Annotated in this window: 16 protein-coding genes; 11 read left to right on the top strand and 5 right to left on the bottom strand. The window is 72.4% G+C overall.

Annotated elements, in window-relative coordinates; translation table 11 throughout:
• Positions 1–26: 26 nt before the first annotated feature.
• Entirely contained in the window at positions 27–1,733 is a 1,707-nt protein-coding gene (locus ACSYGN_RS24745; RefSeq protein WP_460403707.1) for a serine/threonine-protein kinase, read from the bottom strand.
• A 529-nt stretch (positions 1,734–2,262) separates the two neighbouring features.
• Here ACSYGN_RS24745 and ACSYGN_RS24740 point away from each other — a divergent pair.
• The 6 genes from ACSYGN_RS24740 (at position 2,263) to ACSYGN_RS24715 (ending at position 14,914) form a co-directional block, all read left to right on the top strand.
• Positions 2,263–6,156, top strand: coding sequence for an FHA domain-containing protein (locus ACSYGN_RS24740; RefSeq protein ID WP_460399173.1), 3,894 nt, complete (start codon positions 2,263–2,265; stop codon positions 6,154–6,156).
• 396 nt (positions 6,157–6,552) lie between these two features.
• Positions 6,553–7,938, top strand: coding sequence for an ABC transporter substrate-binding protein (locus tag ACSYGN_RS24735; RefSeq protein WP_460399171.1), 1,386 nt, complete (start codon positions 6,553–6,555; stop codon positions 7,936–7,938).
• Between the two features lie 100 nt (positions 7,939–8,038).
• Positions 8,039–9,319 (top strand): carbohydrate ABC transporter permease, encoded by a 1,281-nt coding sequence (locus tag ACSYGN_RS24730; RefSeq protein WP_460399169.1) that lies wholly within the window; start codon positions 8,039–8,041, stop codon positions 9,317–9,319.
• Positions 9,316–10,227 carry a carbohydrate ABC transporter permease gene (locus ACSYGN_RS24725; RefSeq protein ID WP_460399167.1) on the top strand — a complete coding sequence of 304 codons (912 nt, stop codon included), beginning with the start codon at positions 9,316–9,318 and terminating at the stop codon, positions 10,225–10,227. Before ACSYGN_RS24730 ends, ACSYGN_RS24725 begins: the two co-directional genes overlap by 4 nt.
• Positions 10,228–10,484: 257 nt before the next feature.
• Entirely contained in the window at positions 10,485–12,692 is a 2,208-nt protein-coding gene (locus tag ACSYGN_RS24720; RefSeq protein WP_460399165.1) for a bifunctional glycosyltransferase/CDP-glycerol:glycerophosphate glycerophosphotransferase, read from the top strand.
• A gap of 2 nt (positions 12,693–12,694) precedes the next feature.
• Entirely contained in the window at positions 12,695–14,914 is a 2,220-nt protein-coding gene (locus tag ACSYGN_RS24715; protein WP_460399163.1) for a bifunctional glycosyltransferase/CDP-glycerol:glycerophosphate glycerophosphotransferase, read from the top strand.
• Positions 14,915–15,023: 109 nt separating this feature from the next.
• On the opposite strand, the gene ACSYGN_RS24710 is transcribed toward ACSYGN_RS24715, so the two are convergent.
• Complete coding sequence (locus ACSYGN_RS24710; RefSeq protein WP_460399161.1) at positions 15,024–15,437, bottom strand: organic hydroperoxide resistance protein; 414 nt, start codon at positions 15,435–15,437, stop codon at positions 15,024–15,026.
• 122 nt (positions 15,438–15,559) lie between these two features.
• On the opposite strand from ACSYGN_RS24710, the gene ACSYGN_RS24705 reads away from it, so the two are divergent.
• The gene (locus ACSYGN_RS24705) at positions 15,560–16,057 is read left to right on the top strand and encodes a MarR family winged helix-turn-helix transcriptional regulator (protein WP_460399159.1); all 498 of its coding nucleotides are present in this window, start codon (positions 15,560–15,562) and stop codon (positions 16,055–16,057) included.
• Here the strand turns inward: ACSYGN_RS24705 and ACSYGN_RS24700 are convergent.
• On the bottom strand, positions 16,005–18,176 hold the full coding sequence (locus ACSYGN_RS24700; RefSeq protein WP_460399157.1) for a glycosyltransferase family 39 protein: 2,172 nt from the start codon (positions 18,174–18,176) through the stop codon (positions 16,005–16,007). The two genes, ACSYGN_RS24705 and ACSYGN_RS24700, sit on opposite strands and share 53 nt — an antisense overlap.
• A 148-nt stretch (positions 18,177–18,324) precedes the next feature.
• On the opposite strand from ACSYGN_RS24700, the gene ACSYGN_RS24695 reads away from it, so the two are divergent.
• Together ACSYGN_RS24695 and galE are read left to right on the top strand one after the other, a co-directional pair.
• Complete coding sequence (locus ACSYGN_RS24695) at positions 18,325–19,647, top strand: glycosyltransferase 87 family protein (RefSeq protein WP_460399155.1); 1,323 nt, start codon at positions 18,325–18,327, stop codon at positions 19,645–19,647.
• Positions 19,648–19,679: 32 nt separating this feature from the next.
• On the top strand, positions 19,680–20,645 hold the full coding sequence (galE, locus tag ACSYGN_RS24690) for a UDP-glucose 4-epimerase GalE (protein ID WP_460399153.1): 966 nt from the start codon (positions 19,680–19,682) through the stop codon (positions 20,643–20,645).
• Between the two features lie 143 nt (positions 20,646–20,788).
• Here the strand turns inward: galE and ACSYGN_RS24685 are convergent, their stop codons facing one another.
• Positions 20,789–21,415 carry a TetR/AcrR family transcriptional regulator gene (locus tag ACSYGN_RS24685; protein WP_460399151.1) on the bottom strand — a complete coding sequence of 209 codons (627 nt, stop codon included), beginning with the start codon at positions 21,413–21,415 and terminating at the stop codon, positions 20,789–20,791.
• A 206-nt stretch (positions 21,416–21,621) separates the two neighbouring features.
• Here ACSYGN_RS24685 and ACSYGN_RS24680 point away from each other — a divergent pair, with 206 nt between their 5' ends.
• Both ACSYGN_RS24680 and ACSYGN_RS24675 read left to right on the top strand, forming a co-directional pair.
• The gene (locus ACSYGN_RS24680; protein ID WP_460399149.1) at positions 21,622–22,542 is read left to right on the top strand and encodes an ABC transporter permease; all 921 of its coding nucleotides are present in this window, start codon (positions 21,622–21,624) and stop codon (positions 22,540–22,542) included.
• Positions 22,535–23,392: an ABC transporter ATP-binding protein gene (locus ACSYGN_RS24675; protein ID WP_460399147.1), complete on the top strand. Its 858-nt coding sequence runs from the start codon at positions 22,535–22,537 to the stop codon at positions 23,390–23,392. Before ACSYGN_RS24680 ends, ACSYGN_RS24675 begins: the two co-directional genes overlap by 8 nt.
• 12 nt (positions 23,393–23,404) lie before the next feature.
• Here the strand turns inward: ACSYGN_RS24675 and ACSYGN_RS24670 are convergent, their stop codons facing one another.
• Positions 23,405–23,785, bottom strand: a complete 381-nt coding sequence (locus ACSYGN_RS24670; protein ID WP_460399145.1) for a GtrA family protein — start codon at positions 23,783–23,785, stop codon at positions 23,405–23,407.
• Between the last annotated feature and the right edge of the window lie 63 nt (positions 23,786–23,848).

Raw genomic sequence — 23,848 nt, 5'->3', positions numbered from 1 at the left:
CGGCATGCCCCGCCGACGGCGAACGGCTAGTTCCCGCCGGTCTTGGAGCCGATGTCCTTGATCCAGCCGCCCACGGAGTGGGCCCAGGCGCTCAGCTGTGCCCAGTAGCCCTTGCCCGTGCCGATCCAGTCCGGCAACGGGGTCAGCTTCCAGATCAGCCAGCTCGCGACGAACAGGATGACGATCGTGACCAGGCAGCCCTTCAGGCAGCCCAGACCGGGAATCTTCATCGGGTTCGCGCTGCGCTGCCGCGGCGGCCGGGGCTCGCGGGCGGGCCGCCGGGGTTCGGGCTGCGCTGGCGGAGCGTACCGCTGCGGGGCCTGGGGCTGCTGCGGCGGGGCGTAGTGCTGCGGCTGCTGCTGGGCGGGATGGCCGTAGCCCTGCTGGTAGCCGGGCTGCTGCTGCCGCTGCGGGGGACGCTGCACCTGGCGGCCCTGGGGCTGCGGGGCCTGGCGCGGCGGCTGGTCGGGGCGGGCCACCTGGCGCTGCGGGCGGCGGCGCAGCGGGTCCTCGCCGGGGTCGAGGTACTGGATCTGCGTCTGCTCGTTGCGGTCGCGGGCGGCGCGCAGCTGGGTCTGCCAGGGGTGCGGCTGCTCGGGCTGCTGCCCGCCCGGCTGGTTCTGCGGCACGGGCGGCATGACCGAGGTGGGATCGGCGGCGCCGGTGTGCGGCAGGACGGTCGTCGGGTCGGCGGCGCCCGGCGGGGTGCCGGTCTGCGGCAGGAAGCTGGTCGCGGCGTTCGGGTCGTAGGCCCCGGCCTGGCCCTGCGGCAGTACCTGCGTGGGGTCGGCGGCTCCGGGTACGCCCGGTACGGCGGCGGGCGACGGGTCGGGGGCCAACAGGGCGGCGACGCTCTCCGCGGCGGCGATCTGCATGCTGTTGGCATGCACGCCGATGCCCTCGGCGACGACGCGCAGGCCGCGGGCGAGGTTCTCGGCGCTGGGCCGCTCGGCGGGGTTCTTGCGCAGGCAGCGCTCTATGACGGTCCACAGCGGTTCGGGGACCGTGGAGGGGCGGCGGGGTTCGGCGCTCAGGTGCTGGTGCAGCACCTCCAGGGCGGTGCTTCCGGCGAACGGCGGACGGCCGGTGACCAGCTCGTAGAGCAGGATCCCGGCGCCGTAGACGTCGACGGCGGAGGTCTGCGGGCGGCCCTCGGCGGACTCCGGGGCGACGTACGCGGGCGTACCGACGAATTCCTGGGTGCGGGTGAGGCCGGGCGAGTCGGCGAGCCGGGCGATGCCGAAGTCGGTCAGCAGCGGGTGCATCTCGCCGCCGTTCTGCATCAGCAGCACGTTGGCCGGTTTCAGATCACGGTGGACGACGCCGTCGGCGTGGCTGGCGGCGAGCGCGTCGGCGATCTGCGCGGTGATCAGGGCGGCGCCGACCGGGGTGAAGGGGCCGTTCTCCCGCAGGAAGCGGTGCAGGTCCGGGCCGTCGACCAGGTCCATGACGAGGGCCAGCAGATCGCCCTCGACCACCAGGTCGCGCACCCGGACGATGTTCGGGTGGGTGAGGCGGAGCAGCACGGAACGCTCGCGCAGGAACCGCATCACGATGTCGGGGTCGCTCGCGAGCTCCTCCTTGAGGACCTTGATCGCAACCGTCTCACCGGGCTGGCCGGGCACAGCGGCCTCGGCACCCGCCGTCTCCCGCTGGCGGGCACGCCAGACGGTCCCCGTGGCACCGCGTCCGAGCGGCTCCTCGAGGAAGTACTTGCTGCCTACCGGCCGCACGTCATGCGCTCCCTGCTGCTGGTTCACGTTCCGACCCACTGTAGTGCCGGAAGCCCCGGCGACGGCCTGTCGTCCGGCTGTGCGTCACATGCGGGTCCGGTGTGCCGCCGCCGGGTCGTGCTCTGTTCCCTGCGTTCCTTACGCACGGCGTGTCGGACCTGTTCGCCGGATGTGTTCCCGGACCCTTCCCGGACATGTTCCCGGACACTTTCGCCGGACATGTTCGCCGGACATGTTCGAAGGAAAGACGCTCTCCTCGGTCCCGTGGTTGCCGGACCCGGACGTGACCGATCTCAAGCGGTCGTCCGCATGCCAGTTCTGCGGCACTTTTGCGGGCAGAGCCGACCAATCAAGATCACTTGACGCCGGGCGGAGGGCGGGCTGTCAGTGGCAGGTGGGAGGATGCGGGTGTACTGCTGGCCGACGTGCCCGCGTGCGGTGCCGGGGGTGGTCCGCGGCGCGGTGGGGGAACCGCGCGCATCCTCGTCCCGGAGTGCGCGGGTGCCGTGCAGAAGGGACCGCTGCGCCGATGCAGATCCGGCTGACCGTCGTAGACCCGCTGGGCCCGACCCCGCAGCAGCGGGGCCGCGCCGCGCGCCGCGACGTGCTGGTCACGGCACCGGCCGGCACCGCGCTGGCCGAGGTGGCGGCGGGGCTGGCGGCGGCAGTCGCGGGGGACGGCGGCGGCGCGGTCGTGCTGTACGCGGGCGCGGAGCGGCTGGACGGCAGGCGCTGCACCCTCGGCGAGCCCCCGCTGACCGACGGCGCGCTGCTGTCGCTGGGCGCGCCGGGCGAGCCGGAGGCCCATCCCCAGGCGGACGACGCCGCGGCCCGGCTGCATGTGGTGGCGGGTCCGGACGCGGGCGGGGTCCATCTTCTCCACGGCGGCCAGATCCGTATCGGCCGCTCCGCCGACGCCGATGTGCCCCTCGACGACCCGGACGTCTCCCGGCTGCACTGCGCGATCACCGTCGAGCCGGGCGGCCGGGTCTCGGTCGCCGATCTGGGCTCCACCAACGGCACCGTGCTGGACGGCACCCGGGTGGGCGCCCAAGCCGTCCGCTTCCCGACCGGCGCGCTGCTCCGTCTGGGGGAATCGGCCCTGCGCCTCACGCCGTCCGACGCGCCAGGGACGCGTACGGAGACGGCCCCGGACGGCGAGGGGCATGTCCGTCTGGCCACGGGGGCGGCAGGCTCGAAGGCTACGGCGGCTGCGGCCCATACGCGCATGACGCACGCCCCGGGAGACACGGACGCGCCGTCGGAGGGTACTCACCAGGCCTACGGCCCGGCAGGCTGGGGCAGCCCCGGGGAACCGCACGCGGTCCCGGGCCAGGGACACGCCCCGCGCATCGAGAGCCGGGGCGGTTCCGGGAGGGCGACGGCGGCCGACGGCGACGCGCGCGAGACACACAGCGGGGCGACGGGAAGGGGAACGGGGACAGGCAGCCTGCCCGGGCCCCGGACGGGCGGCGGGCTCGGTGCGGCTGCACCCGGCCGGGGAGCCCTGAGTGACGACCGGGACACCCACGCGCAGGGGCGATGGGCCCCGGGTGACGACAGCGCCCGCGCGCGAGACAGGGGCCCCGCCGGTACAGACCCGCGCGCGGGCGGCCACCCCGAGGACCGAGCGGGCGGAGCGTACGGCGCACGCGGCCGGGGTCCCGCAGGACGCGGCCGGGGTCCCGTAGGAGAGGACGGCGACACCCGCGCACAACGCCGAAGGACCACGGGCGGGGACGGACAGCCGTACGACCGGCAGGCCGCGGCCGACAACACAGACCCACGCGCGCGTGATCGCCACCCCGCCACCGGCACACCCACCGACCCGGCACCACACCACCGCAACGCGCCCCACGGCGAACCGGGCCAGCACGGCGACCCGGGCCCGCACCGTGACCCGGGCCCGGGCCCGCACAACACCCGGACCCCCGCCGACGCGGACCCCCGCACACGAGCCCGAGGCTTCACCGGTGCCCCCACGGATCCCGCCGTCCAGGGCAACGCAGGTCGGGACCAGAGCACAAGCCCGCGCCCCCACCGCACCCCCGCCGACGACGACCTCGGCCAACCCGCACGCCTCCCCGCCCCGGACGCCGACATTCCACACGCCGCCCGCAAGCGCGGTGGCCTGTCCGCGTGGGCCAGGAAGCTGGCCGGCGGCAAGGGCGCGCACCCGCAGCCGCACGAGGCGTACGGCGCCGGTGCCGCCGCCGGCACCGGCGCGGGTGACGCCGTACGACCGCAGCAGCCGGAGACCTGGCCCGACCCGGCGGCGCTGCTGCTGACGGCGCTGGGGCCGGGGCCGCGGTTGTGGGAGCGCGGGGCCGGGCACCCCGAGGCGCTCACCGTGCGGCTGGGCACAGCCGACCGTACGGCGCCGAACGGCCTGGGCCTGCTGCCCGCCGTACCGGTGACCACCGCGCTGCGCGAGGCCGGTGCGCTGGGCCTCGCGGGGCCGCGTCCCCGGCTGTCGGGGCTGGCCCGCTCGGTGCTGGCACAGCTCACCGCCCTGCACTCCCCCGATGTGCTGGAGGTCGTGCTGATCAGCACGGACCGCGCCCGCCCGGTCGAGGAGCGCACCGCCGAGTGGTCCTGGCTCGGCTGGCTGCCGCATCTGCGCCCGGCGAACGGGCAGGACTGCCGACTGCTGCTCGCCTACGACCGCGAACAGGCCGCGGCCCGCACGGACGAACTCCTGCGCAGGCTGGACGACCGCATGGCGCGCGACACCCAAGGCACACGGACCGGGGCCTTCCCGGTGCCGTACAGCGTGCTCGTCGTCGACGGTGACCCCGGTGGCGCCGATGTGCGGGATGCCGTGGAGCGGCTGGCGCTGGAGGGGCCCGCGGCCGGGATACACGTGCTGTGTCTCGCCGAGACCGCCCCGGCGGCACCCGCCTCGCCGGTGCCGGTGACGGAGACGTACGACGCGGCCTGCGCGGTGTCGCCCGCCTTCCGCGCCTGCGGAGCCGTCTCATTGCTCGGCGGTGATGTCGCGACCGCGCTGCATCTGATGCGCGTCGCGCACGGCGCCCCCGTCGGCTCCGGCACCGTGGCCGCCGTGGACGCGGTCTCGCCCGCCTGGGCCGAGCGGTTCGCGCGGGCCCTCGCACCGCTGCGCACCGACGGCGCCCAGGGCGAACCGCACGCGCGCGTGTCGGCCCCGCTGCCGCCGTCAGCCCGGCTGCTGGACGAGCTGGGCCTGGCCAGGGCCACCCCGGCGTCGCTGATGGCGCGCTGGGCGGACGCCGCCGACGACTCCGACTCGCCCGGCGGCAGGGCCCGCGCCGTGCTCGGGGCGGGACCACGTGGCCCGCTGACCGCGGATCTCGTCGCCGACGGCCCGCATCTGCTGATAGAAGGGCCGCCCGGCAGCGGTCGTACGGAACTGGTGCGGGCGGTCGTGGCGTCGCTGGCCGCGGCCGAGCGCCCCGACCGGCTCGGCATCGTCCTGGTCGACGGCCGGGACGGCACCGGCGCGTCCGGCAGCGCGGGCGGCGCCCATGGTTCTTCAGGCAGCTCTGGCAGCTCCGGCGGCCCCGGCGACGGGCTGCGCGTGTGCACCGAGGTACCGCACACCACCACCTATCTGACCGCCAACGACCCCGTCAGGATGCGGGAGTTCGCGCAGTCGCTGAGCGCCGAGCTGAAGCGGCGGGCCGAGTTGCTGGGCCGTACCGGCTTCGCCGAGTGGCACACCCGCCATGAGCTGTCTGGCCGGGTGGTCCCGCAGCACACGCCCGGCGGACGCACCGGGGCCGGGCGCACCGGCGCCGGGTCCGCCGCTGCCGCCGGCGGCGATCTGGAGAGCCCACCGAGCACCACGCTCCGGCTGCGCCCGTCGTCCGCCGCCCGGCAGGCGGAGGCCGCGCCGCCGCTGCCCCGGCTGGTGGTGGTCGTGGACGATCTGGACGCGCTGGTCTCCCCGGCGCTGGGTTCGCCCGGGCGGCCCGCGGCGGGCTCGGTGCTGCGGGCACTGGACGCGGTGGCCCGGGAGGGCGCACGACTCGGGGTGCACCTGGTCGCGGCGACCGGCCCGGGCGGCCGTACGGCGGACACCGAACCGGCCCGCCGGGCCACACTCCGCGTCACCCTGGACGCACCGCCCGCCCACCACGCCGCCACCGGGTCCCGCGGCCAGGAGCCCGGCGGTGAACCGGCCCCCGGGCGAGGCCGACTGGCGCATGCCGACGGCCGGGTGACCGCCTTCCAGGGCGGCCGGGTCACGGGCCGTATACCCCGCACCGCCACCCAGCGGCCCACGGTCGTACCGCTGGAGTGGCAGCGCATGGGCGATCCGCCGACCCGCCGTCATGTCCGCGAACTGGGCAACGGTCCGACGGATCTGGCGCTGCTGGCGAGCGCCCTGGAGCGGGCGGCCCGTTCGGTCGCGGCGGCCGAGGTCCCCTCACTCCTCTGAACAACCAGCCCCATCGGCCGGATGTGCCAGCCCTGTTGATCCCCCGTCAGCCGCCCCTGCCCGCAGGGTCCCTGCCCGCACGGGCCCCTGCGCGCCCGTGCCACCCGCCCGTCCCGAAAGCCCACCACAACCGCCGCACAAGTCCCGCGCATGCCCCGCGCAGACCCCACGCATACCCCGCGCATACCCCGCGCGAGTCCCCCACAGCCCCGTCCCGGCGACAACCCAACCCCCGTGCAACCGCCGCGCAAACCTCCATGACGGCACGTCACGAGGCGGTTACGATCAGCCGTTTGCCGAGGCAGGCACTCTTGCCGCCCGCAAGCGGACGGGCGTAGACCAGACCGCACGGGACAGCGCTCGAACGTTCAACGATGAACGAAGAACGGGGCAGTGATGCGCAGCGAAATGAGCAGCACGATCCGGACGAACTGGGCAGCGAGGACCGCGGCGGCGGTCACCGTGGGGGCGTTAGCACTCTCGCTCACCGCCTGCGGCGGCAGTGACGACAAGAAGAACGACGGCGGCAAGAGCAGCACCCCGAGCGGCAGCACCGTCACGCTCCCCAAACTGGACGGGGCGAGCCTGGAGGTCGCCGCCGTCTGGACCGGTCAGGAGCAGAAGAACTTCAAGCAGGTCCTCGCGGAGTTCTCCAAGCGCACGGGTGCCAAGGTCACCTTCGTGCCTGCGCAGGACCCCATCATCAACTTCCTCGGTTCGAAGATCGCGGGCGGTCAGCCGCCGGACGTCGCGCTGCTCCCGCAGCCCGGTGCCATCAAGCAGGCCGTGGAGAAGAAGTGGGCCAAGCCGCTCGGTGCCGAGGCTCAGGCGGAGCTGGCCAAGAACTACTCGCAGGGCTGGCAGGACATCGGCAAGGTCGACGGCAAGCAGTACGGCGTCTACTACAAGGCCGCGAACAAGTCACTGATCTGGTACAACGCCAAGGTCTTCGGGAACGCGGGCGCCAAGGAGCCGAAGACCTGGCAGGAGCTGATGACGGCGGCTCAGGCGGTGTACGACTCCGGTGTCACCCCGTTCTCTGTGGCCGGGGCGGACGGCTGGCCGCTGACGGACTGGTTCGAGAACGTCTATCTGTCGCAGGCGGGCCCGGAGAAGTACGACCAGCTCGCCCAGCACAAGATCAAGTGGACGGATCCCTCGGTCAAGCAGGCGCTGACGACGCTGGCGCAGATCTGGGGCAAGAAGGACTATGTGGCGGGCGGCCAGAGCGGCGCGCTGCAGACCGAGTTCCCCAAGTCGGTCACCCAGACCTTCACCGGCGGCGACCAGCCGAAGGCGGCGATGGTCTACGAGGGCGACTTCGTGCAGGTCAACATCGGTGAGACCAAGGCGAAGGTGGGCACGGACGCGAAGGTGTTCCCCTTCCCGGCGGTCGGCTCCACCGCGCCCGTGGTCTCCGGCGGCGATGCTGCGGTCATCCTGAAGGACTCCAAGGCGGCGCAGGCGCTGGCCACGTTCCTGGCCTCGCCGGACGCGGCGACGATCCAGGCGAAGCTGGGCGGCTATCTGTCCCCCAACAAGAACGTGCCGGTCTCCGCGTACCCGAACGAGGTGCAGCGCACGATCGCCAAGGCGCTGATCGCGTCCGGTGACGATTTCCGCTTCGACATGTCCGACCAGGCCCCGCAGGCGTTCGGCGGCACTCCGGGCAAGGGCGAGTGGAAGGACCTCCAGGACTTCCTGAAGAACCCGTCGGACGTGGCGGGCGCGCAGGCGAAGCTGGAGAAGGACGCGGCGGCGGCGTACGGCAGCGGGAGCTGATCCGGGGATGGCGTCGGCCACGGAGGCGGGGGCCCCTCACCCTGCACGGCCTGCCCCCGCCGCATCCAAGTCACCGAAGCAGCCGCGGGGCCGCAGGAGCGTGACCGGCACCCGCAGGACGGTGGCGGCGCTGTTCCTGCTGCCCGCCCTGGTCCTGCTCGGCGCGCTCGTGGTCTATCCGATCGGGTACTCGGTCGTCCGCAGCTTCTACGACTCCTCCGGGAACGGGTTCGCCGGTTTCGACAACTACAAGGCCCTCTTCACGGACGACGGCATCCGCGCCGCACTGAAGAACAACATCATCTGGGTGGTGGTCGCGCCGGCGGTCTCCACGGCGCTCGGTCTGGTCTTCGCGGTGCTGACCGAACGGGTGCGCTGGGGAACGGCGTTCAAGCTGATCGTCTTCATGCCGATGGCGATCTCGATGCTCGCGGCGGGGATCATCTTCCGGCTGGTCTACGACCAGGACCCGGACAAGGGCGTCGCGAACGCGGTGTGGGTCGGTATCCACGACACCTTCGCCCAGTCGTCGTCGTTCCCGAAGGCGCACCCCGGCCGTCAGTCGCCGCTGAAGCCCGATCACGGCGGGTTCATCACCTCGGCCGTCGTGCACACCGGCCAGACCGTCACGCTGCCCCTGGTGGGTGTCGCGCCCGACCAGATGCCCGGCGGCGCTGAGAAGGCCGTGGCGGCGCGGCCCGAGCCGGGGAAGATCACGGGAACGACCTGGCAGGACTTCACCCGCGGCAAGGGGGTCGGCAGGCTCGGCGAGCCCGATCCGGCCGAGCTCGGCTACTCCGGGATGAAGATCGAGGCGGTCAAGGACGGCAAGATGGTGGCGTCGGCGAAGGCCGCGGGCGACGGCACCTTCACGCTGCCCGCCGCGGCCGACGGGGCGCGACTGCGGCTGCCCGCGGGCAACTTCACGGAGCCGTACAACGGCGTGGACTGGCTGGGCCCGTCGCTGGTCACCCCGGCGATCATCGGGAGCTATGTCTGGATGTGGGCGGGCTTCGCGATGGTGCTGATCGCGGCCGGTCTGGCAAGTGTGCCGAGAGAGTTGCTGGAGGCCGCGCGGGTGGACGGCGCGGGCGAGTGGCAGGTGTTCCGCAGGATCACCGTGCCGCTCCTCGCGCCGGTGCTCGCGGTGGTCGTCGTCACCCTGATGATCAATGTGCTGAAGATCTTCGACCTGGTCTTCATCATCGCGCCGGGCTCCTCCCAGGACGACGCGAACGTGCTGGCCCTGGAGCTGTACCGGAAGGGCTTCTCCGAGGACCAGCCGGGCATCGCGAGCGCGATCGCGGTGTTCCTGCTGCTGCTCGTCATCCCGGTGATGCTGTTCAACATCCGCAGGCTCAGGCGGGAGGTACGGCGATGACGACGGCGCACGCCGAGAGCGTCACGAAGTCTGCCGCGCCGGTGGCGGCCAGGTCCGGGCCCTCGCTCGGGGAACGGCTGACCGGGCTGGTCAGCGGCAGCGCGGTCCGGGTGTTCCTGGTCCTGGTGGGCCTGTTCTGGCTGGTCCCGACGATCGGACTGCTGCTGTCCTCGCTGCGCACGCCGGAGGACATGAGCGCGAGCGGCTGGTGGAAGGTCTTCAGCGAGCCGTCGCAGCTCACCTTCGGCAGCTACCGGAAGCTGCTGGAGAACAGCGACATCACCGACTCCCTGGTGAACACGCTGCTGATCACCGTCCCGGCGACCCTGCTGGTCGTGGTGATCGGCTCCCTCGCGGGCTACGCGTTCGCGTGGATGGAGTTCCCGGGCCGCGACTGGTGGTTCCTGGGCGTGGTCGGGCTGCTGGTGGTGCCGGTGCAGGTGGCGCTCATCCCGATCGCCGAACTATTCGGCAAGATCGGCCTGTTCGGCACGATCCTCGGAGTGGTGCTGTTCCACACCGGCTTCGGGCTGCCGTTCGCGGTGTTCCTGCTGCGGAACTTCTTCGCCGAGATCCCCCGCGAACTGCTGGAGGCGGCCCGGCTGGACGGCGCCGGTGAACTCCGGGTGTTCACACGGGTCGTGATGCCGCTGGGCGGACCGGCGATCGCGAGCCTCGGCATCTTCCAGTTCCTGTGGGTGTGGAACGACATGCTGGTCGCGCTGGTGTTCACCAAGTCGAGCACCCAGCCGATCACCGTCGCACTCCAGACGCAGGTACGGCAGTTCGGCAACAACATCGACGTGCTGGCACCCGGCGCGTTCATCTCCATGGTGATCCCGCTGGCCGTGTTCTTCGCGTTCCAGCGGCAGTTCGTGTCCGGCGTGATGGCCGGGGCGGTCAAGTAACGTCGTCCGACCATCGGTCATCCAAGTAGCGCTCCTCAGGGCTGCGTTCCCAGAGGCGGGCCGACACCGGCCCGCCTCTTCGCGTTCACCGGGTGTCCCCCGCGAGCCGTAGCCAGCCGTAACCAGATCACTCCATCGGCCGTTGTCCGGGACGTACGCGTCGCCGTACGTCCGTGCCGTGACGTCACCCGGGCACGCCGTCGGCCTCCCGGTCCAGGAGGCGCCGTACGCCCGTGCCGTCCGACCGAGAGAGCAGAATGCCCCGCTTCAGCATCATCGTCCCGTCCCACGGGGTCGCCGGGCGGCTGTCCCAGGCGCTGGACTCGGTCCTCGGCCAGTCCTGCGGCGACCTGGAACTGATCCCCGTGACCGACGCCCCGGGCTGCCCCGCCGACGACGTGGTGGCCGGTTACACCGGGCGGGACTCCCGGGTGGTCCCGGTGCACTCACCGCCCTCCGCGGGCGTGGGCGGGGCGCGAAACGCCGGGCTGCGGGCGGCGACCGGCGCGTTTGTGCTGTTCCTGGACGGCGACGATCTGCTGGTGCGGGGCGCGCTCGCCGCACTGGACGCCCGGCTGGCCGAGACCGCTGCCGGTCAGGTCGACGTCCTGTACTGCGAGCACGAGCGGGTGCCGTGGTGGGAGGGCGAGCCGACCCAGCCCGCGCTGCTGCCGGGCACCACCCCGGCGGACGCCTTCGCCCCGGACCGGGTGCCGTCCCTCACCGGTGTGCCCTTCCCGGCGTGGAGCGCCGTATACCGCCGCGACTTCCTGCTGGAACACGAACTCGCCTTCCCCGACGGCCACTTCACCGACATCGGCTGGGGCGGTCTGGTCACGGTGCACGCCGGGCGGATCGCGGTGACGCGCTCGGTCGTCGTACGGCACCGGCTGCGGCGGCAGGGCAGCCGGCTCAACACACCCGGCGCGCATCAGCACGGCCTCCTCGACCAGGTGGACCTGGTGCTGACCCGGGCTGCGGAGCGGGGCCTCGCACCCGAGCGGTCGTACGCCCTGTTCACGCAGCTCTTCGCGCCGGTGCTGCGGACGGCGGCCCACCCCGAGCGGCTGCCGTCCGGCCGCCGCGCCTTCTTCCGCCGGGCCGCGCGCCTCTACCGGCGTCACCGCCCCGCCGGGTTCCGGACGCCCGGCGGCAGCCTCGGTGTGCAGCACCGGCTGCTGGCGTGGGGGGCCTACGGCGCGTTCAGCGCCCTGCGTGCCGTCAACCGCTCCGCCGTACGGGCCGCCGAGGCCGTGCCCCGCCCGCGCATGCTGCGCACCCGGCTGCGCTACGCCCGCGATCTGCGCCGCCCCCTCGACCCCAACCTTGCCGTCTACTGCGCCTATTGGGGCCGCGGCTATGCCTGCAACCCGGCCGCGATCCATGCCAGGGCACGTGAACTGGCCCCGCACATCCGCTCGGTGTTCCTCGTCGAGCCCGGCCAGGAGCACACCCTGCCGGAGGGTGTGGAGCACGCGGTGATCGGGAGCCGCCGCTACTGGGAGGTGCTGGCCCGCGCCACGTACCTGGTGAACAACGCCAACTTCGCGGAGGGCGTCGTCAAACGCCGCGGCAGCGTCCATCTCCAGACACAGCACGGCACACCGCTGAAGAAGATGGGCGTCGACCAGTCGACGTACCCCGTGGTCGCCGCCCAGAGCGGCAGCTTCACCAGGCTGCTGGGCCGGGTGGACCGCTGGGACTACAACCTCTCCTCCAACAGCCACTCCACCCAGATGTGGGAGCGCGCCTTCCCCGGCTCCTACGAGGCGCTGGAGTACGGCTATCCGCGCAACGACGTCTACTACTCGGCGACCGCCGACGACGTGGCCCGCGTCCGGCGCGAACTCGGCGTCCCGGACGGCGCGACCGCCGTCCTCTACGCCCCCACCCACCGCGACCACCGCACCCACTTCGAGACCGGACTCGACCTGGAGGCCTTCTGCCGGGCTGCCGGTGACGACGTCGTGGTCCTGCTGCGCGCCCACTACTTCTACGACCCGGGCGGCCCGGGCCGGACCACGGGCCGGGTCATCGACGTCACCGCGCACCGCTCCTCCGAGGACGTCTGCCTGGCCGCCGACGCGCTGATCACCGACTACTCGTCGATCATGTTCGACTACGCCAATCTGGACCGGCCGATCGTGGTGTACGCCGACGACTGGGACGTCTACCGGGACACCCGCGGCGTCTACTTCGACCTCCTAGCGGCACCGCCCGGCCCGGTGGCCCGCACCCCGAAAGAACTGGCCGCCGTGTTCCGCGAAGGGACGTACGCAGGACCGGAGTCCGCCCGCCTGAGGGCCGAATTCCGGAGGCGATTCTGCGAGTTCGACGACGGCCGGGCCGCCGAGCGGGTCGTACGGCGGGTGCTGCTGGGCGAGCCGCCGCAGGCGCTGCCGCCCGTGGTGCCGCTCGCCGAGCGCGTCCCCGCCCCCGCCGCCGTGTCCCACGCAAGGAGCTGACCGTGCCCCGCATCAGCGTCATCGTGCCCTGCTTCAAGGTGCAGGGCTTCCTGCGCGAGTGTCTCGACTCGGTGCTGGAGCAGTCGTACCGCGACATCGAGGTGATCGCCGTCGACGACCACTCCCCCGACGGCTGCGGCGCGATCCTCGACGAGTACGCCGCCCGCGACCCGCGGGTGACGGTGCTGCACCTGGCGGAGAACGCCGGTCTCGGACGCGCCCGCAACGCCGGACTCCCGCACGCCACCGGCGACTTCCTGCTCTTCCTCGACAGCGACGACACCCTCACCCCCGGCGCCCTCGCCGCCGTCGCGGCCCGGCTCGACGAGACCGGCGACCCGGATGTGCTGGTCTTCGACTACGCCCGCACCTACTGGTGGGGCGGGACGCGGCGCAACGTCCTCGCCGAGGTGCTGACCGAGGCGGGCGAGGGCACCTTCACGGCCGCCGAACACCCCCGGATCCTCGACCTGTTGATGGTCGTCTGGAACAAGGTGTACCGGCGCGCGTTCGTCGAGCAGAACGGCTTCGAGTTCCCGCCGGGCTACTACGAGGACACCCCCTGGACGTTCCCGGTGATGCTCAGCGCGGGCCGGATCGCCGCGCTCGACCGGATCTGCCTCAACTACCGCCAGCGCCGCCAGGGCAACATCCTCTCCACCACCAGCCGCAAGCACTTCGACATCCACGACCAGTACCGGCGGGTCTTCGCCTTCGTCGACTCCCGCCCGGAGCTGGCGGGTTGGCTGCCGTATCTGCACCGCAAGATGGGCGAGCACTGCCTCGACATCCTCGCCAAGCCGGACCGGCTGCCACCCGCCGACCGGCACGAGTTCTTCCGCCGTACGGTACGGCTGCTGCGCGAGCGCCGTCCGGACGGCGCCGTCATGGACGGCGAGCTGCGGCTGCTGACCGCGGGCTGGACGGCGTACCGGATCGGCCGGCAGACCGGGCGCGCCCGCCGCGAACTCGGCCGGCGCGCGGAGATCGTACGGCAGTCGGCGGCGGTACGCGCCGGACGCGGCTGGTCCGCGCTGCACGCGCTGCGCCCGCTGGACGAACGCCTCGTCGTGTACTCGGCGTTCTCGCACGACGGGATGCTCGGCGACCCGGCCGCGGTCTACCGCGCACAGCGGGAGTTCGCGCCGCAGCTGCGTGGGGTGTGGGTGGTGCGCGACGCCGAGCAGGCGGCGCTGCTGCCGCCGGGCACCGAGCATGTGCTGCCCGGCTCGCGCGGCTGTCTGGAGGTCACCGCACGCGCCAAGTACGTCGTCAGCAACGTCAATTGGCCCGGCACCCTGGCCAAGCGCCCCGGCAGTGTGCACATCCACACCCACCAGGGCACCCCGCTCAAGTACATGGCGGCCGATCTGCTGGACCGGCCCGGTGCCCGCTTCGGCGTCGATGTGCCGCAGCTGCTGCGCCGCGCCGACCGCTGGGACCACAGCCTGGTCGCCAACCGGCACTCCGAACTGGTGTGGGAGCGGGCCTACCCCTGCCACTTCGCCTCCGCGCGCACCGGCAGCCCCCGCAACGACGTGCTGGTCAACGCCACGGACGGAGACGGCGCCGCGTTCCGCTTCCGGTACGGCATCCCCGAGGACCACACCGTCGTGCTGTACGCCCCGACCCTGCGCGACCACGTCCGGGGCGGCCACACCGAACGCGTCGACCTGGCCGCGCTCGCCGCCTCGCTGGGCGAGGGGCACACCCTCGTCGTACGGCTGCATCCCTCGCTCGCGACCGGTCCGGCGCGCGGGCTCGGGCTCGCCGAGCTGCACCGGCGCGGCGTTCTGGTCGACGCGACGGACGAACCGCATGTCGAGGAGGTCATGCTCGCCTCCGACGCCCTGGTCACCGACTACTCGGCCCTGATGTTCGACTACGCCAACCTGGACCGGCCCATCGTGATCCACGCCGACGACTGGCCCACGTTTATCGCGAGCCGGGGCGCCTACTTCGACATCACCGCCGATCCGCCCGGCCATGTGTCCTACTCCGGGCGGGAGTTGCGGTGGCTGTTCGCCTCGGGGGCCTGGCGGGACGAGGAGTCGGAGCGGCTGCGGGCGGAATTCCGGGCGCGGTTCTGCGAGTTCGACGACGGCCGCGCCGCGGAGCGCGTCGTACGGACCCTGCTGCTCGGCGAGTCGATGCCGGCGCCCGGAGCGTCACCGGTGCCGGGACCGGCGGCGGGGCGGGAGGACCTGCTCACGGCGACGTGACGGGACCTGTCCACGTCACCGTCACAGCGTGCGGGGGCCGGTCGTTATCACAGTGCGGGGGCCGGTCGTTGCTCCGGCCCCCGCAATGCGGGTCAGTCGATGCAGCGCGTCACTCGACGATGAGGTCGACCTCGATGTTGCCGCGGGTGGCGTTGGAGTAGGGGCAGACCTGGTGGGCCTGGTCGACCAGCTTGCGGCCGGTGGCCTCGTCCACGGAGTCGGGCAGCTCCACGCGCAGCGTCACCTTCAGCCCGAAGCCCTCGCCCTGCTTGCCTATGCCGACCTCGGCGGTCACCGCCGCGTCGCTCACGTCCACCTTGGCGGCGCGGCCGACGAGGCCGAGGGCGCTGCCGAAGCAGGCGGCGTAACCGGCGGCGAAGAGCTGCTCGGGGTTGCTGCCCTGGCCGTTGCCGCCCATCTCCACCGGCAGGGCCAGCGCGAGATCGATCCGGCCGTCGGAGGAGACAGCGCGGCCGTCGCGGCCGTGGGTGGCGGTGGCGACAGCGGTGTAGAGCGCGTCCATGGAAAACCATCCCTCTCGAGTCACGTTCCGGCGGCCTCCCCTGGCCGCCTCACGACCATCAGTAGAGCACACAATTGAATTGCACACAACTAAATGTTGCCCGACGGGGTACTCTGGGGGTCATGAACGCGACCTCGCCCACCGCCGCCGAGCAGGACCAGCAGGAGGACTGGCTCCGTCTGGACCTCCAGATCTGCTTCTCCCTGCACGCCGCGGCCCGCGCCTTCAACGGCGTCTACCGCGTGATCCTCAAGGATCTCGGCCTCACCTATCCGCAGTACCTGGTGATGCTGGTGCTGTGGGAGCAGGGCGAGCTGCCCGTGAAGAAGCTGGGCGAGCGGCTGCGCCTGGACTCCGGCACGCTGTCCCCGCTGGTCAAGCGGCTGGAGACAGCAGGGCTGGTCCGGCGGGAGCGCAGCGTGCGCGACGAGCGGTCGGTGGAGGTGCGGCTGACCGAGCGGGGGGCGGCGCTGCGGGAGCGGGCGCTGGAGGTGCCCCGGCGGATCGTCGCCGCGACCGGCGTCCCGGCGAGTGAGATCGGTGACCTGAAGGAGCGGCTCGATCTGCTCACCAGGACGCTGGACGCTGCGGCGCTGCAGGCGGCCGAGGGGTGCGGATAGCCGGGCGGACAGCCAGACTGACAGCCGGGCGGCGCACGTAGAGGCGCACGGACACGGCGTCCCGTACGGACTCCTCGCGGAGGGTGAACTGCTCCTCCACGACGGACAGTTTGGCCCGCTCGGTGGGGTCGCCGGGGTAGCGCGGGGCGTCCAGCACACGCCGCTCGGCGACCACCCACACCCGGTTCAGCCCGGCGAGCCGGTGGCGCAGGGTCCGTTCGCCCACCTCACGGCCGTACAGCGTCCCCGACTCGGCGGCCGACCGCGCGAGCGCCACGTCGTCCATCCCGCGGAACCCGGCCGGATACGCCAGCGCGATACTCCGCGCCTGCCCCGGCAGGAACAGCACGGGGTCCCCCGGCCGCAACTCCCTGGTGGCAAGCGCGGCGAGCGCGGCGAGATTGTCGGGGCGGGTGTCCGGCACGCGGTCCGCGCGGAGGAGGGGGAGCTGGAGGAGGAAGACGAGGGCGACGGCCAGGGCGCCGGTGGTGGTGATGAGGGGGGAGGAGAGGAGGCGCGTGAGGGGGTGGGGGGTGGCGTGCAGGGGGGTGCCTGAAGCGGGGCAGGAGGACGGGCCCGGGGCGGGGCCGTCCTGGCCGGGGCCGGAAGGCGGGCGCGGGGCGGGAGCATCCGGGCCGGGGCCGCGCAACGGACGCACGGCGGTGTCCTGGCCTGAGCCGGAGGACCGGCGCAGGACTGCAGCATCCAGGTCGGGGCCGGAAGAAGCGTGAAGGGCGGCAGTGTCAAGGCCGGGGCCGCACGACGAGGGAACGGGGGTGTCCGGGCCCGGCACCGGCAAGGGGGTGCGCGAGGGTTGGTGAGGCCACCGGCCCGCAGTCTCCGTCCGGCGTGCGGCGCCGAGCGCGCCGAGCGCGCCGAGCGCGACCAGCAACGGCACTCCAGGGAGGCGGCGTGACGGGACGGGCAAGCGGCTGCGCGGGGCCGCAGCCGGGCGGGTGCCCGGGGAGCGGCGCGGCAGCCTGTCCGCGAGCTGCGTCAGCCACTCCGCACCGGATCCCGTGAGCCGCAGGGCCCCAGGGAGGCGGCGCGCCGCGATGGGCAAGCGGCTGCGCAGGACGGAGCGCGGGGCCGCACCGACGTCTGGGTGCCCGGAGCGGTGCCGTAGGTATCGGGTCGCCAGCTCCGTCAGGCGTTCCGCGCCCAGTGCCGTGAGGAGCGGGGCGCCGGCGAGGGCGTACAGGACGTACCGGTCGACGTAGAGCGGGGTGAGGAGGGACGCCGCCATCAGGGTCGCCGGGGGCACCAGCAGCAGCGGGAGCGCCACTCCGGCGCCCGTCGGCTCACCCCGGCGCCCCAGTGTCCGGGACGCGCCCAGCACCGCGAGGGCCAGGCACGTCCGGTAGATCCCGTCGGACTGCCCGAGGAACTCCCGCGCCAGCCACTCCGCGCTGTCCGTCCCGGGTTCCCTGAGCCAGGCCAGCTGGGCCGACTGCGCCCGTGACACCAGGACGACCGGGACGAGCGCCACAACGACAACACCCGCGGCCGGCGCCCACCCCCGCCACACCCTCCACGGCGCCCGGGCGAGGGCGAGGGTCACGGCGTGCGCGAGGAGGAGCAGCACCGCGAACTCGTGCAGCCAGCAGGTGACGCCGACGACCCCGCCGTACGCCCACCAGGACCGCCCGCCAGTGGTCACCGCCCGGACGAGCAGCAGCGTCGCGCCGGTCACACCGGCGGCGACCAGTGCGTAGGAGCGGCCTTCCTGGGCGTAGTGACCGGACATCGGGGTGACCGCGTACAGCAGCCCGGCCCACAGTCCGACGCGCGGCCGGGCGAGGCGGGTGCCGAGCGCGGCGACCAGTCCCGCGGTCAGCGCCGCCGCGCACACCGACGGCAGCCGCAGCAGGACCTCGTCGGCACGGACGGCCAGGACGGCGTGCATGAACAGGTAGTACAGGCCGTGCACGGCGTCGACGACGTGCAACAGCCGCCAGATCTGCGGCACCGAGCGGCGGGCGACCTGGAAGGTGACCGCCTCGTCGCGCCATATGCCGCCGCGGTCGAGCCCCCACAGTCCCAGCACGAGCATCACGGCGGAGGGCACCGCCACGGTCACGGCACGACGGAACCGGCTCGGCTCTCTGCAGCTCAGCATGATCCGATTTTCTGGAATTATCCCCTCTTTGCGAGGTATTGATGACATATCAGCGCCAATATGCCATCCGCCCGGCTTACCCTCCTCTGTGATGAACCACCTCACACATCACCTGACACGCCGTCTGAGACCCCGTCCGACAGGCGACATGACACGCCACCCGGCAGCAAGCGGCCTGGCAGACCGCCTGGCACCCCGACACACAAGCGGCCCGGCGCGCCCCGCGCTCCTCCTCGCCGCCGCCTGGCTGGCCACCCGCGCGCTGATGCTGTGGACGATCACGCACGCCACCTCCCGCCTGCTCGGCGGGGGCCGCGTGGCGCGCGAGGTGTACCGGCTGTACGTCCACTGGTACGGCGTCCTCGGGCACGGCGCCTTCCCGGCGCGCGACCCGCTGTGGCAGTACCCGCCGGGCGCGGGCCCGGTACTGCTGACGCCGGGACTGCTGCCGGGCCTGACGTACTTCCAGGCGTTCGTCGTCCTCTCGCTCGCCGCCGACGCGGCCGTGACGGTCGCTCTCGCGCGCGCGGGACGCCGTCCCGGCCACAGCATGCGCGGCGCGCTCTACTGGATCTGCTGTCTCCCCCTCCTCGTCCACCTCCCCTTCGCGCGCTACGACGTGCAGGTCACGGCGTTCGCCGTCATCGCCCTGCTGACGCTGTCGCGCTCCACGCGTGCGTGCGGCGCGCTGGCGGCGGTGGGCGGCCTGATGAAGGTGTGGCCGGTGCTGGTGCTGCTGGGGCTGGAGAGGGGACGGCCCGCGCGCCGCGCGTGGACATGGGCGGCGCTGACCGGCACCGTGTCCTTCACCCTCCTCGCCCTCTCGTTCAACAATCCGCTCTCCTTCGTGCTCCAGCAGGGCGGCCGGGGCGTGCAGATCGAGTCGTTCGGCGGCACGGTCCTGAGCCTCGCGCGCCACGCCGGGTGGCAGGGCGGGGTGCGCTATCAGTACGGCGCGATGGAGTTCACGGGGCGATATGTCGGCGCGGTGGCCGACGTGTCGCTCGCACTGACCGGTGTGGCGTTCGGGCTGCTTCTGGTGTGGCGGCTGCGGGCGAGGCGCTGGACCCGGGCGACGCCGTACGACGCGGCCCTGACGGCGGTCCTGCTGTTCACGGTCACCAGCAGGGTGATCAGCCCGCAGTACATGATCTGGCTGCTCGGTCTGGCGGCGGTGTGTCTGACATCACGGCAGACGGCGCAGCGCCCGGTGGCGGCGCTGATCGCGGTGGCGACGGCGGTGAGCACGGTCGTCTACCCCGTCATGTATCGCGAGGTCATCGTCTGCAGTGGGACGGGCACCACGCTGATTCTGCTGCGCAACGCCGTGCTGGCCGCCGCGGCCGTCCTGTCCTTCACCCGCCTCTGGTGCTCCACACGCCCCACGCCGCCGCCCCTACCACACCCGCTGCCGGAAACCCGTGCACCGGCTCCGGTCGTCCCTGCGGCCCGCCGGCGCCTGATTCACTGATACCGGACGACCAACGAAGGAGACGGCAGCAGATGACGTGGCTGATCACCGGAGGAGCCGGATACATCGGGGCGCACGTGGTGCGCGCGCTCACCGAGGCGGGCGAGCGGGCCGTGGTCTACGACGACCTGTCCACCGGCGTCGCCGCGCGCGTCCCGGACGGAGTGCCCCTGGTGGTGGGCTCGACGCTGGACGGCGAGCGGCTGGCGCGCGCCCTCGCGGACCACGGTGTCACGGGGGTCGTCCATCTGGCGGCGAAGAAGCAGGTGGGCGAGTCGGTGGAGCGCCCGCTGCACTACTACCACGAGAACGTGGAGGGCCTGCGGGTCCTGCTGGAGGCGGTGACCGCGGCCGGGGTCGGGTCCTTCGTCTTCACGTCGTCGGCGGCGGTGTACGGCATGACGGACGTCGACCTGGTGACGGAGGAGACGCCCTGCGTCCCGCTGTCCCCCTACGGCGAGACGAAGCTGGCGGGCGAGTGGCTGGTCCGTGCGACGGGCCGGGCGACCGGCCTGGCCACGGCCTGTCTGCGCTACTTCAACGTGGCGGGCGCGGGGGCCCCGGAACTGGCGGACACGGGCGTCTTCAACCTGATCCCGATGGTCTTCGAGAAGCTGACGGCAGGCGAGCCCCCGCAGATCTTCGGCGACGACTACCCGACCCCCGACGGCACCTGCGTACGCGACTACATCCACGTGGTCGACCTGGCGGAGGCCCACGTCGCCGCGGCCCGCGCCCTGCGCGCCGCCCCGGGCCGCGACCTCACCCTCAACATCGGCCGCGGCGAGGGCGTCTCGGTCCGCGAGATGATCGACCGCATCACGGCGGTCACCGGCCACACCCTGCCCCCTGTCGTCTCCCCGCGCCGCCCCGGCGACCCGGCCAAGGTCGTGGCCTCCGCGGACCGCATCACCACAGAGCTGTCCTGGAAGTCCCGCCACGACGTCCAGGACATGATCACCTCAGCCTGGCAGGGCTGGCAGCACCACCACTCCTAGGCCTCTCCTCTCAGCCCGTCCGGCGTTTGAGGACGAGGCCCGAAGGGCCGATAGAGCGGGGTCTGGGGGCGCAGCCCCCAGGGACGGGAACGGGAAGGGGCGGCAGGGGCGAACCCCCTCAAGCCCCGCCCCGCCCGCCCCGCTCACAGCGCCCGCAGCGCTGCCGCCGTCGCCCGGGCCAGGGACGCCAGATACCCCTTGGGAAGCTTCGGCGAACGGATGACAACGGACCGCCAGTACAACGGCCCGGAGATCAGGTCGAGCGCAAGATCCTCATCGAGCGATGCCGAGATGTCCCCCCGTGCGACCGCCGCCCGGACGATGCCGCTCGCCACCCCGTCCTGCCCCTCCCGCAGCGCCTTCTGCATGGCCTCGGCGATATCGGGATTGCGCGCCGCCTCCGCCTGGAGATCGGGTATGACCTGCGAGGCGACAGGATGGCGCAGCGCGCGCGCCATCACCTCGTAGAGCAGACGGAGATCCCCCTCCAGCGAACCGGTGTCCGGCGTGGGAAGGCCCTGGATGGCGAGGGCCGAGACCAGATCGAGCACCAGGTGCAGCTTGGAGCGCCAGCGGCGGTAGACGGCCGTCTTGCCGACTCCGGCCCGGCGGGCGATGCCCTCGATCGACATACGGGCATAGCCGACGGCCGCGAGTTCCTCGAAGACCGCAGCCTGAATGGCCTCGGTCACATCCTCGCGGAGTACGGCCGCCCCGGCGGGGGCACGGCGGCGAGGACGCGTCTGGGAGCCGTCGGCGTTCGTCGTCATGGGTCCAAGCATAGGGCGTTACGACGATACGGTTGCGTTCCGACGTCATAACGGCTTACTCTCACGTTGCGACGATACGGTCCCGTTCCGACGTAAGCAAACGTCTTGGAAAGCGTTGGCAAACGAACGGTGATGGTGCCGGTGTCGGCGCGCGGCACCCGGCGCCCCCGAGCGCCGCCCCCTCCCCCCGAGCGAAAGCAGCGGATGTGAGCCAGGTCCTTCACACACCGCCCTCCCCAGTGGCGGCACCCGCCGACGAGGCAGAACTCGCGGCGCTCGCCGCGCGGTACGGGCTCTCGGTCAGCGGCGCCCGCCCCTCCCTCCTCCAGTACGTCCGGCAGCTGTGGGCACGCCGCCACTTCATCACCGCGTTCGCCACCGCCAAGCTCACCGCGCAGTACAGCCAGGCAAAGCTCGGCCAGGTCTGGCAGGTCATGACCCCGCTGCTGAACGCGGCGGTGTACTACTTCGTCTTCGGTGTCCTGCTCGGCACCAAGCGGCACGTGCCGGACTTCATCCCGTTCCTGGTGACCGGCGTGTTCATCTGGACGTTCACGCAGAGCTCGATCATGGCGGGCACCCGCGCCATCTCCGGCAACCTCGGCCTGGTGCGGGCGCTGCACTTCCCGCGTGCCGCGCTGCCCATCTCCTTCGCGATCCAGCAGCTCCAGCAGCTGCTGTTCTCGATGGGCGCGCTCGTCGTGATCCTGCTCAGCTTCGGCGTGCCCTTCGCCGCCTCCTGGGTACTGGCGATCCCGGTCCTGGTCCTGCAGTCCTTGTTCAACGTCGGGGTCTCCATGATCGTGGCCCGGATGGGCGCGAAGACCCCGGACATCGCCCAGCTGATGCCGTTCCTCCTGCGCACCTGGATGTATGTCTCCGGTGTCATGTGGAGCATCGAAAAGCTGTCGGCATCGGACGGCATGCCGAATCTGGTAAAGGTTGCCCTGCAGCTCAACCCGGCCGCCGTCTACATCGGCCTGATGCGCTACGCCCTGATCGACAGCTTCCACTCCAGCCAGCTCCCCCACCATGTGTGGCTGGCGGCCGCGGCCTGGGCGTTCATTGCGGCCATCGGCGGCTTCATCTACTTCTGGAAGGCTGAGGAGACGTACGGCCGTGGCTGACCACTCCACCGACAGGATTCCCACCGTCGTCGTCGCGGGCGTCGACATCGTCTACCGCATCAACGGCACCGGCTCCGGACGCGGCTCCGCGACCGCTGCCCTCAACCGCATCCTGCACCGCAAGCAGGCCGAGAAGGCGGCCGGCACCCGCACGGTGCACGCCGTCAAGAACGCCTCGTTCGTCGCCTACAAGGGTGAGGCCGTCGGTCTCATCGGGACCAACGGCTCCGGCAAGTCCACCCTGCTCAAGGCCATCGCGGGCGTGCTGCCCGTCGAGAACGGCCACATCTACACCCACGGCCAGCCCTCCCTCCTCGGCGTCAACGCGGCGCTGATGGGCGACCTCACCGGCGAGCGCAACGTCTGGCTGGGCGGACTCGCCATGGGCATGTCCCGGGAGGAGGTCAAGGAGCGCTACCAGAGCATCGTCGACTTCTCCGGTATCAACGAGAAGGGCGACTTCATCACCCTCCCCATGCGCACCTACTCCTCCGGCATGGGCGCCCGGCTGCGTTTCTCCATCGCCGCCGCCAAGGACCACGATGTGCTGCTCATCGACGAGGCCCTCGCCACCGGCGACCGCCAGTTCCAGAAGCGCTCCGAGGGCCGGATCATGGAACTGCGCGAGCGCGCGGGCACGGTGTTCCTGGTCAGCCACAACAACAAGTCGATCCGCGACACCTGCGAGCGTGTGCTGTGGCTGGAGCGCGGCGAACTGCTCATGGACGGGCCGACCGAGGAGGTTCTGGAGGCCTACGAGGCGTTCACCGGCGGGCCCGACAAGGACAAGAAGACCAGGATCGAAGAGCTGAAGAACCGGGCGCAGCAGAACGCCAGCCCGGCGGCCTGAACCGCCCCCGCCTCAGCGCCGGAACACCCACGTCCGGTAGACCGCGAAGCGGAATACCGACGCCAGCACGATCGAAAGCGCCTTGTCCACGTCGGACTCCAGCGGCCCCTGCATTCCCAGGCCGTGATATCCGACGTAGAACAGGGCGCTTTCCATCACCACCCCGATGACGCTGAAGACGAAGAACAGCGCGATCTGCCGCCGGGTACGCGTGGCGCGGTCCCGGTAGGTGAAATAGCGGAACCCCAGGTAATTCGTGACCATGGCGACAGCGCTCGCCAGCACCGTCGAGGCCATCGCCGGCCAGTGCAGTCCGTGCAGCAGCACATTGAACGCCAGGAAATTCACCGCCACGCCGCTGCCGCCGGCCATGCTGAATTTCACGGCCTCCACGACGGCATTCCCCGCGGACACGCCGACGGCTCCCGGCCCCGGTCCCGGATGAGGGGCGGGGAC

Source organism: Streptomyces sp. YIM S03343 (genome assembly GCF_054729195.1).
This window is presented reverse-complemented; position numbering and strand designations above follow the sequence as displayed.

Coding starts and splice junctions, on each gene's coding strand:
- ACSYGN_RS24740 (WP_460399173.1), top strand. CDS start 2,263: ATGCAGATCCGGCTGACCGTCGTAGACCCGCTGGGCCCGACCCCGCAG.
- ACSYGN_RS24735 (WP_460399171.1), top strand. CDS start 6,553: ATGCGCAGCGAAATGAGCAGCACGATCCGGACGAACTGGGCAGCGAGG.
- ACSYGN_RS24725 (WP_460399167.1), top strand. CDS start 9,316: ATGACGACGGCGCACGCCGAGAGCGTCACGAAGTCTGCCGCGCCGGTG.
- ACSYGN_RS24720 (WP_460399165.1), top strand. CDS start 10,485: ATGCCCCGCTTCAGCATCATCGTCCCGTCCCACGGGGTCGCCGGGCGG.
- ACSYGN_RS24710 (WP_460399161.1), bottom strand. CDS start 15,437: ATGGACGCGCTCTACACCGCTGTCGCCACCGCCACCCACGGCCGCGAC.
- ACSYGN_RS24705 (WP_460399159.1), top strand. CDS start 15,560: ATGAACGCGACCTCGCCCACCGCCGCCGAGCAGGACCAGCAGGAGGAC.
- ACSYGN_RS24700 (WP_460399157.1), bottom strand. CDS start 18,176: ATGCTGAGCTGCAGAGAGCCGAGCCGGTTCCGTCGTGCCGTGACCGTG.
- ACSYGN_RS24695 (WP_460399155.1), top strand. CDS start 18,325: ATGACACGCCACCCGGCAGCAAGCGGCCTGGCAGACCGCCTGGCACCC.
- galE (WP_460399153.1), top strand. CDS start 19,680: ATGACGTGGCTGATCACCGGAGGAGCCGGATACATCGGGGCGCACGTG.
- ACSYGN_RS24685 (WP_460399151.1), bottom strand. CDS start 21,415: ATGACGACGAACGCCGACGGCTCCCAGACGCGTCCTCGCCGCCGTGCC.